Raw genomic sequence first — 13,037 nt, forward strand, 5'->3', positions numbered from 1 at the left:
GGTTTTGGATATTAAGCTGGTAAATGTTCCACTACAACTTCATACGTATGGAGGCTGTTTCCTAAAATGGTAGAGGGTTCTTTGGACTCTCTTCTTTTCGCATGGGCGCCTTTAAATGAATCACTCTCTACCCACTTTTCAAAGAATTCTTTGCCTTCCCAAGTTGTGCTCACCACATATTCCTCATGGTCTGTTGTATCTTGTGTCTTTAATAGTTGCATTCTGACGAATCCAGGGAACTCATGAACCGTTTTCGGATTACGGAATCTTTCTTCTAATTCATGCCCATGTCCAGACTTTACACGAATGGTATTTGTAACGATAAACATATAAATCTCCTCCTAATTTGAATGTACTTGCTCTAGACTAATTAAGTAATCAAATACGTCTTTTGCTTCTTCTCCGCCCATCTGAGCATGGACGATCAATGGAAGTCCATGAGGTCCTTTAGCATGAATCATCTCTGGAAAAGAGTCGAGCATCGTCTTTACAATATCTAAATTACCTAACATGGCTGCTGTAAAGATATCCATGCGGGCCCCTTTTTCAATTAAGTAAAGAGCAATATCTCTTCTTCCTACGTGGCTGGCAGCCCCTAAGGCAGTCTCCCAGTCCTCATTCCCCCAGTTCCATGCAGCATAGAGTAGACCTGGTTCTTGCTCCAGCATCTCTTTGATTGTATCAAAATCCATATGCGCAGAAGCTACAAAATTTCGTACCATCTCATCGGGAATTCTCACTTTTTCTTTCTTGCTTTCTGCCGCTGTCATATCTTATTTCCTCCTCTGGTCACAGCAGGTTCTCATTGGGATGAAGGTCGGCTTATCAGAATGCTGAATCGATACTTCAATACCAAACACATCTTGAAACATACTCGGCTGGATTACCTCTTCAGGACTTCCATCCATATGAACCCGTCCATTCTTCATCACCACTAGGCGATCACTATATAAAGTCGCTTGATTAATATCATGTAGCACCATCACAACGGTTAGGCCTAATTCTTGATTGAGCGTTTTCACAAGCTCCATCACTTCTAATTGGTGGGCAATATCCAAATACGTAGTAGGCTCATCTAGAAGTAGGATGTTAGAACTCTGTGCAAGCGTCATCGCAATCCAAGCACGTTGTCTTTCGCCGCCAGAGAGAGCAGGGAGTGGACGATCTTGAAAAGCATCCATCTTCGTTACTTCTAGCGCCCAATGAACCATTCTCTCATCTTCGGGTGATAAACGTTTGTACCACGTCTTATGGGGATGCCGACCGAACTCCACGAGCTCACGTACCGTCCACTCAATCGAATGATCATGAACTTGAGGTAGCATGGCTAATCGCTTGGCAATCTCACATCCATCCCACTGTGACAAAGGGACTCCATCTAACAAAATTTGACCTGATGTAGGATTCCACAATCTCCCCAGCAAACGAAGCAGAGTTGATTTCCCTGATCCATTGGGACCGATAATGCTCAGGATTTCCCCCTGTTTCAGCTGGAGATGAGGAACTTGTAGTTGAAACCGCTGAGAGTGCTGATAGGAAATCTCTTTAGCTAGTAGCATTTCTTCGCATCCCCTTTAGTAGAATGAATAGGAAAAACGGTCCTCCTAAGAAGGAGAGGAAAACACCCACAGGTAGTTCAATTGGATCAAACCAAGTTCTCGCAAAGGCATCTGCTAGAGTTACCAATAATGCCCCGCCTAACGCAGATGCAGGTAATAGATACCGTGCATCGTTACCTATTATCATTCGTAAAATATGAGGGATGACTAAGCCTACAAAGCCAATCAATCCTGATACACTCACCGCAATCGCCGCTAGTAAACTACTTAGTAGAATCAGGAAGAAACGACTTCTCTCTACACGATGTCCGAGCAACTTCGCCACTTCATCCCCTAAACTGAGAACACGTAGATGATGCGCGGCAAAGAAACTGAGTACGATCGCGATTAAAGCATATCCAACGACCATCTGAAAGTGACTCCAGCCAACTCCGCCAATCCCACCCGAAAGCCATGGAAGTACAGACTGAACTCGATCACTAAATAACAACATTAACGAAGATAAAATCGCCCCAATTAGTGCGTTAATCGCAACTCCTACCAAAATGATGCGGTGGGACGATGCCCCTTGGTTCCATGACAGGAAGTAGATTAAGAGAGTTGTACCAAAAGCGCCCACAAAAGCACCAATTGGTAAAAATGTTGCCGCAGCTGTTGGAAAAATGATGAGCATCGTTGTCGCAACGACACCCGCTCCTGAAGAAACCCCGATAATCCCAGGATCAGAAAGCGGATTACGCATTACACCTTGCAAGATAGAACCAGATAGAGCCAAGCAAATCCCAACAATTACGCCAATCAGGATTCGAGGAAGCCGCAGGTCCCATACAATTCGTTTCGCCATATTATCTTGTTGATAGAGGACTCCATCTACTAATTCCGTTGATGTGAAAGAGACAGGTCCCGCGAATATCGCATAACATACAGCCCCAAGCAATCCGAAAACTAACAAGATCAATACAGTGAATCGCTTTCGTGATAGAGGATGCGTAACCCCCTTGCTTTCCTGTACAGACAAACCTTCCATTACGATCCAATCGCTTTCGCTAAGCTATCCTTTAGGAAATCTAAGCTTTCAATTACCTTTGTTCCAGGATTTGAGCCAAACAGATGAGATGGTAAGACGACGATCTTGCCATTTTTCACTGCGGACAAGTTATTCCATGCAGAGTTTTTCTTCATCTCAGCTTCAAAAGCTTTCTGAACGGCTGCTGGATCTCCATGAGTAATGAGATAAAACACATCTGGATTGCTTTGCACGATTCGCTCTGTACTTAGCTGTGCGTATCCAGGCATTTCTTTTGAAATAGGGAATGATGCCGCGATGTTTTCTCCCCCTACTTTCGATAGGAGATCACCCGATAGAGAAGATGGCAATGCTACCATATACGAGCCTGGTGCTCCGTACACAAGTAATGCTTTTGCCTTTTTAGCAGGTTGCTCTTTTTGGAGAGTTTGTAATTTATCAGCTATTTGCTTTGTCCATTTTTTTGCTTCGTCTTGTTTGCTTAAGAGAACTCCATAGTCCTCGATTGACTTATTTATACCTTCGACAGAACTACCATTTGCGATATAAACCTGAATCCCTTGTTTCTCTAAGGTTGGAATATGTCTTTCAAAACCGCTGTTTGCGATTAATACATCTGGCTTCACTGCGGCTATCTTTTCAAAATTAGGACTGTGTGGATTTCCGATTTCAGTTGCTTTTTGTAGTTCAGGATCGGAAACGGGTGCTTTTGTCGAGGGTCTCCCTACGATCTCTCCACCTAAAGCATGAATGATATCCATATCCCCTGAACTCAGAGCGGCTACCTTCTTTGGTTGTTGTTTAAAAGTAAGTGTTCGCTTCGCCGCATCCGTAACGGTTATCTGTGAGGATGATTTTGGAGCAGATGCTTCCGGTGCCTTTGATTGACAAGCTGTCATAATCCCAAGGCAAAGGAATGAAACCCCGATTAACTTAACGACTTTCTTCATAAATAAATCCCCCATATATATGATAATGATAATTAATCTCATTTATAGCCTCATTGTAATAGAGAATGATAATTATTGTCAATTAGAATGAAAAAAATAATACAAATCAAACTTAGTGCAACTAGCCTTATTATGTTGGATTTATGTGCAATGATAAAGAGATCCCAGAAGAATTTGGGACGTTAGTACCTCTTCATCGTGAGACTGGATTAATAAGGGAAAATCCGCTAGAGTATAACTCATGGATTGCTACTTCTGATCAAATATCACTTACTGAAATGCTAGAGATACAACTAATTAATGTAACAGCTCCTACTGGATTTTGCTGATGTAGCTACTCGAATTTGTGACCCAAATATATATAGATAAAGAAGCTGAGAATCCTGCAACAGCGTGTGTTTCAAGGATTATAAAAAAGTGGATTGGTAGTACAGAAAGACTAATTGTGGATAAAGTTGGAACGTATTAATAATCGCATTCGTGATACAATATTTTAGGTTATAATAGAAAATAATTTTGTAGATGTAGGAGATATTACGATATATGAAACAGAAAAGGGAATGTGTTTTAGATTATATTAAGTCTCGATATGCTCTGTGGATTTTAACTCTGATCCTTGTTTTCATGATAGAGTTATTAAACCGGGGCAAAGTTCAAGATTTAACGAAATGGATTTTTAAAGAAGAGTCTTTCTTACCTGCTTTTGTGCTTACGTATGGGATTGTCTACGGGATGCTTTCCTTCTTTATTGCCCTAATCGGACGGGCACAGATTGCCTATTGGACGATAAGTACGGTTTTGGTGCTTATCGCGTTCATTAGCGGAATCAAGTGGAAACTGATTGAAGTACCGTTGATGCCTTGGGATGTTACGATGACAGACGAAGCAATGGATCTTTCAGGATATCTGCAAGAGGTCCCAATTAAAATGGTGATTGCCATACTTGCTTTTGTTGTAGTAGGCATTTTGCTTTTCAAGAAGCTACCACATGTTCAAAGGAAGTTTAGCTGGAAAGAAAGAGGTCTCTTTCTCGTGCTATCCGTTGTTTTATTAGGTGTTATCTCTACAGATAAGCCGATCGCGATTAAGAAATATTTTGGAATTGAGTATTCAAGAACGATACAAGATCTAAATTATAAGAAAAATGGATTTTTGATTTCTACGATTTTGAATGTCGATCAGGCAATTGTGGACAAGCCAAAGGGATATAGTGAAGAAAAAATTAAATCATTGGTCGATAGTAACTCGAAAAATGGAAAAGTAGATCCTAAAGTAAATCCCAATGTGATCGTAATCTTGAGTGAATCCTTATGGGACATGACTAAGATGAAAGATGTAAAGCTTAGTAAAGATCCACTTAGTTTCTATCACTCCCTACAGAAGAAGTATTCGAGTGGTGAGATGTTAAGCCCAGCGTATGGTGGATGGACAGCGAATGTGGAGTTTGAGGTGTTAACGGGGAATACGGTACGCTTCCTTCCACAAGGTGCGATTCCGTACAATCAGTATATTAACCATGGAGTTGATTCCCTAGCGAGTATCCTAGGAAGACAAGGGTATAACACGACGGCTATCTCTCCAACTCACAGTCGCTTTTATCAGGCTAACAAAGTATATCAAAACTTTGGTTTCTCTCGTTTTATCAGTGGGGAGTTCTTCGAAGAGAAGAAGAAAGGTCCTTACATCGCGGATGAGGAAGTAGCGAAAAAGATTATCGAGACAACTGATAAGAGCTCCGGTTCTGACTTTATCTTCGCTAATACGATGGAAAACCATGGATCGTATATAGACAAGTATAAAGATAAGAAGACAGTCAAAGTAGAAGGTCAGATGTCAGCAGAAACAAAAGATATGCTAGAAAATTATGCTACGGGTGCTGCAGATGCGGACGAGATGCTGAAGCAGTTGGTAGAGCATTATCAGAAGAGCAAGGAACCAACGATTGTTGTGTTCTTTGGTGACCATCTACCGCCTCTAGGAAGAAACTATTCTGCATACAAAGATGCTAAGTACATTGACAAAAATAGTGGTCCAGACTTCCTTCCGTCTGCAAGTACTGACTACGGTGATCAGACAAAGGGAAGTGTCAAGGAGTTAGACTTCCTTAACAAGATGTACCGTACTCCTTTGATGGTATGGAATAACTATCTACCGGAGCATCAGGATAAACTAGATATTAGTTCTAATTTTATTGGTCCTTATGTGCTAAACCTAGCGCAGAAAGAGGGAACATACTATACGAACTATCTCTATAATCTTTCGAAGAAATATCCTATGATCCCGCCGCAAGAGTACTATTCAAAGATGGGAATCAAGTCGGAGGATTTGGCAGACTATCAGATGATGCAGTACGATAATATGTTCGGTGAACAGTATGGTTACGGTAAATTAAAAGATCAGATTGCTAGTAAGAAAATGATCTTCGGCTACGGAGATATGACGATTGAAAATGTTGAGTTACAACTATCTGGTCAGGAGAAGACCATCCACATTACTGGGAAAAACTTTAGCGGTCCTAGTAGGATTTATCTGGATGGAAAAGCGATCGAAACCAAATACCAACCAGATGGTAGCTTAATCGGAATCATATCGGATGAAGGAAAAGTAGCAAATGCTAAAATTCAAGTGAAAAACGGACCAAAGGGCATTGATCTTGCGGTCTCCAATGTGTACCAAATGAAAAAATAGAGATAGATAGCTTATCGAGGGAAGGGTGGGCTTTTTATGCCACGTGCTCGCCTTATCTATAATCCAACGGCAGGACGGGAATTGGTCGAGAGAAACCTTGCCAAGATTCTCAATCGGTTGGAAGACGCAGGTTATGAGACATCTTGTTTTGCAACCAAGTATCGATGGAGTGCAGCAGAAGAAGCACAACTCGCTGCTGAAAGAGGATTTGATCTAGTGGTCTCTGCAGGTGGGGATGGAACCCTTCATGAAGTGGTGAACGGATTAGCGAGTCACCCGAATCCGCCTAAACTCGCGATCCTACCTGCGGGAACAGTAAACGATCTTGCTAGAGCCCTTGGATTACCGCGGGATATCTTGGCGGCAAGCGACGTAGTAAAAAAAGGCACGACAAAGCGAATTGATGTAGGAAAGTATGGAGAGCGTTATTTTATTAACGTTGCAGCTGCGGGACGGATTGCAGAAGTTACCTATGAAGCACCTAGTAAACTAAAAACGGTATTGGGACCGTTGGCTTACTATGCGAAAGCAATCGAGAAATTAGGTACTCTAAGCGAGCCTTTCCCGATTCATATCGAGACACCAGAGGGAGAGTGGGAGATTGAAGTCCTACTCTTCCTAATCGCGAATAGTGTTTCCGTAGGTGGATTTCAAAAAATTGCTCCCTCAGCAACCTTGCATGATGGATTACTTGATGTGATTATTGTGCCGAAGACAAAAATTCCAGATCTCTTACACTTAGCTGCCCTAGCGTATCGTGGGCAACATGTAAATGACTCCAGGGTCATCTATTTTCAAACAAAGAGTCTCAATATCAAAACACCAGAACCCCTCAATTTAAATTTAGATGGAGAGTGGGCTACTGGTGAGTTGGCAGGTCGATTTGAGATCTTACCAGGACATCTAGAAGTATTTGTTCCTTAAATAATAGCTCTCTACAGATAATAGTTGGTTGAAGATATCAACGGCATCTGTAGAGGGCTTTTGTGTCTTGGTTGGATGAAATTGGAGTTCATAAATAATTCGATTTCCATGTTATAATCATTTGGTCTATATTAATGTCTATACTACTTTATATATATGGGAGATAGAATCGGATGAAACAAAGATTAAATTGCCTATTAAACTATATGAAATCTCGATATTCTCTATGGATCTTAACCTTGCTTCTCGTTGTGGTCGTAGAGTTGCTCAACCGGGGAAGCTTTCGATCATTAGCAGGATGGTTATTTGATATTCATGATTTTCCTTCTGTTCTGCTCACTTTTTTGATTGTTTATAGCTTGTTGAGTTTTTTGATTGCCCTGATTGGACGGGCACAGGTCGCGTATTGGATCATTGGCGCGGTTTTGGTAGCCGTTGCGTTTATTAGTGGTATTAAGTGGAGGACTATCGATACTCCTTTGATGCCTTGGGATGTGTTACTTGCAAGTGAGGCATTTGATCTTACAGGGTATGTGCAAGAGGTTTCTCTTTATATGGTTCTGATAGTGCTCGGTTTTATAGCAGTAAGCATCGTGTTAATGAAGAAACTACCTCATTTCCCAAAGAAGTTTTCTTGGCTGGAGAGAGGCCTATTTCTTGTTCTATCAATCCTATTGCTAAGTATGGCTTATACAGATAAGCCCATTCCGATCAAAAAGATGCTAGGAATCTCACATTCTTCCGTTTATCCAGTCAATAACTACATTCGAAATGGATTTTTGGTTTCTACCATGTTAAATATTGATCAGGTGTTTATTGAAGAACCGAAAGGATATAGTGAAGAAAAAATTAAGTCATTGATGGATCGTACCTCGAAAAACGTGAAAGAGAGTTCGAAGGTAAATCCGAATATTATTGTGGTTTTAAGTGAGTCTTTATGGGATCCGACTAAAATGAAGAATGTAAAATTTAGTAAGGATCCAATGGCATTCTATCACTCGTTACAAAAGAAATACTCTAATGGAGAGATGCTATCCCCTCAATTCGGAGGATGGACAGCGAATGTGGAGTTTGAAGTGTTGACAGGGAATACGGTTCGTTTCCTTCCGTCTGGATCAGTGGCGTATAATCAATATGTAAATAATGGTGTTGATTCTCTCGCGAGTATTTTGGGGAGACAAGGATATACTTCTACCGCGATTTCTCCAACTCATAACTGGTATTATCAGGCTAACAAAGTATATCGAAACTTTGGTTTTTCCCGTTATATCAGTGGAGAATTTTTTGAGCAGAAGAAAAAAGGGCCGCAAATCGCTGATAGTGAAGTTGCGAAGAAAATTATTGAAACCACAGAGAAAAGCTCTGGTTCTGACTTCATTTTTGCCAATACGATGGAGAATCACGGAGCTTATCAAAATAAATTTAAAGAGAACGAAAAGACGGTTACAGTGGAAGGTCAAGTGTCAGCAGAAACAAAGGATATGCTAGAAAATTACGCCACAGGGACTGCTGGTGCGGATGAGATGCTAAAAACATTGGTAGAGCATTACGAGAAGAGTAAGGAACCAACGATTGTTGTTTTCTTTGGAGATCATCTACCAGCACTTGGGGCTAATTACAAAGCTTATACAGAAACGAACTATATTAGTGGATCAAGTGATCCCGATTTTTTGAACAAGATGTATCGTACTCCGCTCATGGTATGGAATAATTATCTACCAGAGCATCAAGACAAGTTAGATATTAGTTCTGCGTTTGTAGGCCCGTATGTGCTAAATTTAGCCCAAAAAGAAGGAACCTATTATACTGATTATCTTTACAATCTGTCGAAGCGATTCCCTGTTATTCCACCGCCAGATTCCTATAACAAGGTAGGGATGAAATCGGAGGATCTAACTGATTACCGGATGTTACAATATGATATTCTGTTTGGTAAGCGATATGGATACGGTAAGTTAAAAGATCAAATCGCAAGCCAAAAGTATGTTTACGGCTACGGTGAAATGTCAATTGATCATGTCGCTCTGCAAGGGTCTGGAACAGAAAAATCAATCCTAGTGACAGGAAAAACTTTTTCAGGTCCGAGTAAGATTTATCTAGATGGAAAAGAGCTGAAGACTACGTACCAGCCAGACGGTAGCTTAGTAGGAGTCGTGTCGGATGAGCAAGCAAAAGGACTCGGAAAGGCTAAGGTTCAAGTGAAAAATGTGGATACGAAAGGAATTGACCTAGCAGTCTCCAATGTTTTTCAGATGAAGGATTAAAGAACGAAAAGCTCCTCTCAAGTAAGCAGTTGTAATGGATGAACTGCTATCTGAGGGGAGCTTTTTTTGTTGTCGGGTGACTGATTAACGAACAGGAATCGCGCCTTCAACTAGATGCCCATGTACTTCATTGATTTGATATTTGGTGTTATCGAAAGAAAGAACTACAAACTCTGGGCTTGGCATTAGCTTTCTGGTTATAGGATTCATTTCTGCTTGAACCAATAGAGAAAGATTGCCATCTTTAATAACTGCTGTTTTTACATTGAAATCATACACAGCACCTTGAGTGCCGAGTGATAGATATACATATGTTTTTTTACCATGCTTCACCATAGTTGTACCTTCTACTTTGGTATCTACTTGTGCAGATACTACTTGAGGAATAGAAGTATTGTGCTCTACTGTGAAATCAGCATTTACCCATTCACCTTGAGATACTTTACTAACTTCAGCTGCATGAGTAGTGGATGGTGTAGCAAACCCTGCACCTACTACCAAAGCTCCACATGCGATCATTCCTGCTACCAAACGTTTTGCATTCATTAACAACAACCCCTTATTCATATTTTAAGAACAATCAAATGATATCACACAATAATATATATTTATATGTTTTTATATAAATTTAAAGTTAAAATTTTATTATAAATGTTTTGTTTATGTGTGAATTACTAGATTGAAATGGTCGTATAGTATTTTAATGATACATATTAAAAGGATCTAAGGGATGTCATAAATGATTTCTATTTTTTTCAGTAAAGTATAATTGGTTTTAATGAACTTTATGATCATTTATTTTTAAAATAAATTTATATATTTTATGTAAATATATACGATGGGAAGTATAAAAAACCACTTAACTAGCTCAGTGGAAAAGGTTAGTTAAGTGGTTCTAGTGATTTACAAAACAAAAAACCCCCGAAGAATCGAGGGTTTGGATGGTGGAGCATAGCGGGCTCGAACCGCTGACCTCTACACTGCCAGTGTAGCGCTCTCCCAGCTGAGCTAATGCCCCATAACAAATTCATCATACAATGAAATGAATAGAAAGTAAATAATCACTTATTAGGTCTATTAGCTTTGTTTTACAAACTCCGCCCGTTAGAGAGCGGAGTTTGTAGAGTTGAAGTCTATTAAGATGCTTTCATCTCGGCTAGTGCCCGTCTGTTTTGTTCTTCATCAAATTCGCCTTCACTTTTAGCGACTACCACGGTAGCAATTCCGTTTCCAATTAAGTTGGTGATCGCACGAGCTTCGGACATGAATCGGTCGACTCCTAGTAGTAATCCTAAACCCTCCAGTGGGATTACATGCAAGGCGGAGAGGGTGGAAGCGAGAACGATAAATCCAGAACCTGTGACTCCAGCGGCCCCTTTAGAAGTAATCATGAGGATTCCGAAAATGGTAACCATTTGCCAGATGCTGAGATCGACGCCAAATACCTGAGCGAGAAAGAGTACGGCCATCGATAGGTAGATAGAGGTACCGTCTAGGTTAAAGGAGTAACCTGTTGGGATAACAAGCCCGGTAACGGATTTGGAGCAACCAAACTTCTCCATTTTGTCTAACATTCTAGGAAGTACTGTCTCAGAAGAGGAGGTTCCGAGCACGATCAATATTTCGTCTTTGATGAATCGCAAGAATTTAAAGATGCTAAACTTATAAATTTTACAAACGATAGCTAAGACAACAAAGATAAAAATGGCCATGGTTATGTAAACGGAAAGCATGAGTTTTCCTAGTGGCATCAAGGTTTTTAGTCCGAAGCTTCCAATGGTATAGGACATCGCACCAAAGGCGCCGATTGGAGCCACACGCATCACGATTTGGACGATGCGGAAGAAGACGTTAGAGATTCGCTCTGATAGATCGATGATGGGTTTCTTATAGTCATCACTAAAGCTAGCAAGCGCAAATCCGAAGAGAACGGCAAATAGAACGACTTGTAGAATATCACCTTTGGCAAAGGCGCCTACTACATTTTCGGGAACGATATGAACGAAAAAATCTACCCAGTCCATCTTCTCTCCTGCTTTGGTAAACTCGGTTACATCACCTGATTTGATGGATGACAAATTCACATTTGCCCCGGGTTGAATGTAATGAGAGACAAGAAGACCAATCAGAAGAGCGATGGTAGTAATAATTTCAAAATAGAGCAAAGCCTTTCCGCCGACTCGTCCCACTTTCTTCATACTTCCCATCTTCGCAATGCCCAAGACGATGGTTAGGAAGATGATGGGAGCAATTAACATTTTCACTAAGTTAATAAAAAGTGTTCCGAGAGGCTTCATCTCTTTTGCGACGCTTGGCATTAAGAAACCAAATAAAATTCCCAGAAAAATTGCAATGAGTACCTGAAAGGTTAGATTGGAAAAAAGTTTTTTCATAAATATAAGCCTCTTTTTCTTCGTTTTAATGAGTATCCGTAAAGAAATGAAATTTAATAATATACTATCTAAAATTATTCGAAAAGTAAACGTTTTCTTAAGATAGGTGGTAATAGTAGGGATTATTTTTATGAAATGATATAACCCCTGATTTACCAAGGGTTATGGTGTGTGAGTGTCCTATTCATTTGGTTCATTTCCACGGACTTGCTTCATTAGAAGATGTATCAGTTCTTCTGCAGGGATCTCTTGTGCAGATTGATAACCTTGTCCTGCCCATAAAGACATCAGTTCGGGATTATGTGTTTGTGCTGCGGCTTTGCGAAGACTTTTCGTTATATGATGCACATGTGGATAAGCATAGGGAGCCATATTGTCGTACTCCATCATGAAACGATTTAGCAACCCTCTTGCACGCCGCCCCGTAAAAGCGTGGGTGATGGCAGTAGAGGTGAACCGAGGATTGATTAGTGCGGCTTTGTGAACAGGATGTGCTCCGCTTTCTGGGCAACGAAGAAAAGCAGTGCCTAGTTGAGCTGCACAAGCCCCAGCTGTGAGTGCTGTTGTTATATCTTTTCCGTGCATTATTCCGCCTGCTGCGATGAGTGGTATATCAACTGATTCAGCAATTAAGCGCAATAGGACTAGTAAAGGATAATCTTCCTCTTGTGAATGAAGACGATTGTGCAAGAATGAGCCGCGATGTCCGCCTGCTTCGATCCCTTGTACACTAAGAGCATCTGCTCCGGATCCCTTTGCAATCAACGCTTCCTCTGGAGTTGTTACGGTGACGATGATATACGACCCATTCTGTTTCAAATTGTTTATCACTTCAACTGAAGGACAACCAAAAGTGAAGCTTACAACAGGTACCCGGAGTTCCATGATGACAGCTATTTTTTCTTCCCATTCATCATCATCTGCTAAAGGCTCTCCTAGTCTGATTCCAAATGGGTTTGCTTCTGTTTGAACTTTTTCTCGATAATCGTTTACTTTCTCTAAATCAACCACATCATTACTTGGTACAAATAGATTGACTCCAAATGGGGACTTGGTTTGTTGATACATCGTGAGAATTTCCCCTCGCATCTCCTCGGCAGTTTTATAACCGCCTGCTAGAAAGCCAAGTCCACCTGCTCGGGATACCGCTGAAGCAAGCGTAGGTGTAGATGCACCGCCCGCCATAGGGGCTTGAATAATTGGAATAGAAAGCGATTTTAGCATCAGGATCC

General features: G+C 40.8%; 12 protein-coding genes and 1 tRNA gene. 4 read left to right on the plus strand and 9 right to left on the minus strand.

Annotated features, from left to right (window positions below; all coding sequences use genetic code 11):
• Nucleotides 1–11: 11 nt before the first annotated feature.
• The 5 genes from J2Z48_RS00810 to J2Z48_RS00830 are packed head-to-tail and all read right to left on the minus strand — an operon-like array spanning nucleotide 12 to nucleotide 3,536.
• The gene (locus J2Z48_RS00810; protein ID WP_307250051.1) at nucleotides 12–329 is read right to left on the minus strand and encodes an antibiotic biosynthesis monooxygenase; all 318 of its coding nucleotides are present in this window, start codon (nucleotides 327–329) and stop codon (nucleotides 12–14) included.
• A 12-nt stretch (nucleotides 330–341) separates the two neighbouring features.
• Nucleotides 342–770, minus strand: coding sequence for an ankyrin repeat domain-containing protein (locus J2Z48_RS00815; RefSeq protein ID WP_307250053.1), 429 nt, complete (start codon nucleotides 768–770; stop codon nucleotides 342–344).
• Nucleotides 771–773: 3 nt separating this feature from the next.
• A complete protein-coding gene (locus J2Z48_RS00820; protein ID WP_307250055.1) occupies nucleotides 774–1,559 on the minus strand; it encodes an ABC transporter ATP-binding protein in 786 nt (261 codons plus the stop codon).
• Nucleotides 1,546–2,586, minus strand: a complete 1,041-nt coding sequence (locus J2Z48_RS00825) for a FecCD family ABC transporter permease (RefSeq protein ID WP_307250056.1) — start codon at nucleotides 2,584–2,586, stop codon at nucleotides 1,546–1,548. The genes J2Z48_RS00820 and J2Z48_RS00825 overlap by 14 nt, the downstream gene beginning before the upstream one ends.
• Complete coding sequence (locus J2Z48_RS00830) at nucleotides 2,586–3,536, minus strand: helical backbone metal receptor (RefSeq protein ID WP_307250058.1); 951 nt, start codon at nucleotides 3,534–3,536, stop codon at nucleotides 2,586–2,588. The genes J2Z48_RS00825 and J2Z48_RS00830 overlap by 1 nt, the downstream gene beginning before the upstream one ends.
• A 143-nt stretch (nucleotides 3,537–3,679) precedes the next feature.
• Between J2Z48_RS00830 and J2Z48_RS00835 the strand changes: the two genes are divergently transcribed.
• From J2Z48_RS00835 to J2Z48_RS00850, 4 genes are all read left to right on the plus strand, one after another.
• Nucleotides 3,680–3,865 (plus strand): hypothetical protein, encoded by a 186-nt coding sequence (locus tag J2Z48_RS00835; protein ID WP_307250060.1) that lies wholly within the window; start codon nucleotides 3,680–3,682, stop codon nucleotides 3,863–3,865.
• A 214-nt stretch (nucleotides 3,866–4,079) separates the two neighbouring features.
• Nucleotides 4,080–6,224: an LTA synthase family protein gene (locus J2Z48_RS00840; protein ID WP_307250062.1), complete on the plus strand. Its 2,145-nt coding sequence runs from the start codon at nucleotides 4,080–4,082 to the stop codon at nucleotides 6,222–6,224.
• Nucleotides 6,225–6,260: 36 nt separating this feature from the next.
• Complete coding sequence (locus tag J2Z48_RS00845; protein WP_307250064.1) at nucleotides 6,261–7,148, plus strand: YegS/Rv2252/BmrU family lipid kinase; 888 nt, start codon at nucleotides 6,261–6,263, stop codon at nucleotides 7,146–7,148.
• 173 nt (nucleotides 7,149–7,321) lie between these two features.
• On the plus strand, nucleotides 7,322–9,412 hold the full coding sequence (locus tag J2Z48_RS00850) for an LTA synthase family protein (RefSeq protein WP_307250065.1): 2,091 nt from the start codon (nucleotides 7,322–7,324) through the stop codon (nucleotides 9,410–9,412).
• Nucleotides 9,413–9,496: 84 nt separating this feature from the next.
• On the opposite strand, the gene J2Z48_RS00855 is transcribed toward J2Z48_RS00850, so the two are convergent.
• The 4 genes from J2Z48_RS00855 to J2Z48_RS00870 form a co-directional block, all read right to left on the minus strand.
• Nucleotides 9,497–9,958, minus strand: a complete 462-nt coding sequence (locus tag J2Z48_RS00855) for a hypothetical protein (RefSeq protein ID WP_307250067.1) — start codon at nucleotides 9,956–9,958, stop codon at nucleotides 9,497–9,499.
• A gap of 396 nt (nucleotides 9,959–10,354) precedes the next feature.
• A tRNA-Ala gene (locus J2Z48_RS00860) sits at nucleotides 10,355–10,430 on the minus strand.
• A gap of 118 nt (nucleotides 10,431–10,548) precedes the next feature.
• On the minus strand, nucleotides 10,549–11,805 hold the full coding sequence (locus tag J2Z48_RS00865; protein ID WP_307250069.1) for a dicarboxylate/amino acid:cation symporter: 1,257 nt from the start codon (nucleotides 11,803–11,805) through the stop codon (nucleotides 10,549–10,551).
• 180 nt (nucleotides 11,806–11,985) lie between these two features.
• Entirely contained in the window at nucleotides 11,986–13,029 is a 1,044-nt protein-coding gene (locus J2Z48_RS00870) for an NAD(P)H-dependent flavin oxidoreductase (RefSeq protein WP_307250071.1), read from the minus strand.
• Nucleotides 13,030–13,037 lie beyond the last annotated feature (8 nt).

This window comes from Croceifilum oryzae (assembly GCF_030814315.1).
Classification (GTDB): Bacteria; Bacillota; Bacilli; order Thermoactinomycetales; family Thermoactinomycetaceae; genus Baia; species Baia oryzae.

Bases quoted from the DNA above. Each gene is read 5' to 3' on its own strand.
- J2Z48_RS00840 (WP_307250062.1), top strand. From the start codon at position 4,080: ATGAAACAGAAAAGGGAATGTGTTTTAGATTATATTAAGTCTCGATAT.
- J2Z48_RS00820 (WP_307250055.1), bottom strand. From the start codon at position 1,559: ATGCTACTAGCTAAAGAGATTTCCTATCAGCACTCTCAGCGGTTTCAA.
- J2Z48_RS00850 (WP_307250065.1), top strand. From the start codon at position 7,322: ATGAAACAAAGATTAAATTGCCTATTAAACTATATGAAATCTCGATAT.
- J2Z48_RS00835 (WP_307250060.1), top strand. From the start codon at position 3,680: ATGTGCAATGATAAAGAGATCCCAGAAGAATTTGGGACGTTAGTACCT.
- J2Z48_RS00845 (WP_307250064.1), top strand. From the start codon at position 6,261: ATGCCACGTGCTCGCCTTATCTATAATCCAACGGCAGGACGGGAATTG.
- J2Z48_RS00870 (WP_307250071.1), bottom strand. From the start codon at position 13,029: ATGCTAAAATCGCTTTCTATTCCAATTATTCAAGCCCCTATGGCGGGC.
- J2Z48_RS00865 (WP_307250069.1), bottom strand. From the start codon at position 11,805: ATGAAAAAACTTTTTTCCAATCTAACCTTTCAGGTACTCATTGCAATT.
- J2Z48_RS00815 (WP_307250053.1), bottom strand. From the start codon at position 770: ATGACAGCGGCAGAAAGCAAGAAAGAAAAAGTGAGAATTCCCGATGAG.
- J2Z48_RS00825 (WP_307250056.1), bottom strand. From the start codon at position 2,586: ATGGAAGGTTTGTCTGTACAGGAAAGCAAGGGGGTTACGCATCCTCTA.
- J2Z48_RS00855 (WP_307250067.1), bottom strand. From the start codon at position 9,958: ATGAATGCAAAACGTTTGGTAGCAGGAATGATCGCATGTGGAGCTTTG.
- J2Z48_RS00830 (WP_307250058.1), bottom strand. From the start codon at position 3,536: ATGAAGAAAGTCGTTAAGTTAATCGGGGTTTCATTCCTTTGCCTTGGG.
- J2Z48_RS00810 (WP_307250051.1), bottom strand. From the start codon at position 329: ATGTTTATCGTTACAAATACCATTCGTGTAAAGTCTGGACATGGGCAT.